Genomic DNA, 885 nt, shown 5'->3' with positions numbered 1-885 from the left:
AGACTCTGCTTATTTCGATACGGTGCACAAAGATGAGGAAACAGGCTGGACAAAAATTGAAAAGAAATCAAAAGGTGTAGTAGCTGCTATTGTCCCTTGGAATATGCCTGTTGTGTTAACCATGATGAAATTAGGACCAGCTTTGGTTACTGGAAATACGGTGGTGCTCAAACCGTCTCCAACAGCCCCGCTGGCATTGACAAAATTGTTAAAGAAAATAGCTAATGTATTGCCTAAAGGAGTTATTAATGTCGTACATGGGGATGTTGAAGTAGGAGAAGCAATGACAAAACATCCTTTAGTACGGAAGGTAGCATTTACAGGCGGTACTGAGACTGGGAAAATTGTTATGAAAAATGCTGCATCGACTATTAAAGATATTACCCTAGAGTTGGGAGGGAATGACCCAGCTATAGTATTAGATGATGTAAATCCTGCGGAGATAATTCCAAAACTTTTGGCTGGTGTTTATGCAAGAAGTGGACAAATCTGTTTTGCTGTAAAAAGAATTTATGTACCAAAAACAATTTATAATGAATTCTTTGAATCCTTCTGTCAGTATGTTGACGAATACAAAGTTGGTCATGGTTTAAATGAAAACGCTTCATTCGGGCCGTTAAATAACAAGAAACAATATGATTTTGTAAATGGACTAATAGAAAGAACGAAGAAATCTGGAGCGACAGTAAAAGAACTAGGGACAAAATTGGATCCTGAAAACTGGGATAATGGTTACTATATATTACCTCATGTTGTAAAAGTTGATGATCCGACGAGTGAAAGTGTTAGCTGCGAGCAATTTGGCCCAATCATCCCAATCATCCCATATGAAAATGAGGAAGAAGTCATCAAGCTGGCAAATGATTCAGAACAGGGCCTTGGCTC

General features: G+C 38.4%; 1 protein-coding gene. It reads left to right on the top strand.

Translation table 11 applies throughout. The annotated features are described in order from the left end of the window. Positions 1 to 885, top strand: an 885-nt coding sequence (locus ACHABU_RS20665; RefSeq protein ID WP_435766837.1) for an aldehyde dehydrogenase family protein, incomplete at both ends; no start/stop codon positions are given.

Origin of the sequence: Oceanobacillus sp. CF4.6 (assembly GCF_051262635.1) — a bacterium.
GTDB lineage: Bacteria > Bacillota > Bacilli > Bacillales > Amphibacillaceae > Oceanobacillus.
Note: the sequence above shows the minus strand (reverse complement) of the source record. Positions and strands in the feature narration are given on the sequence as shown.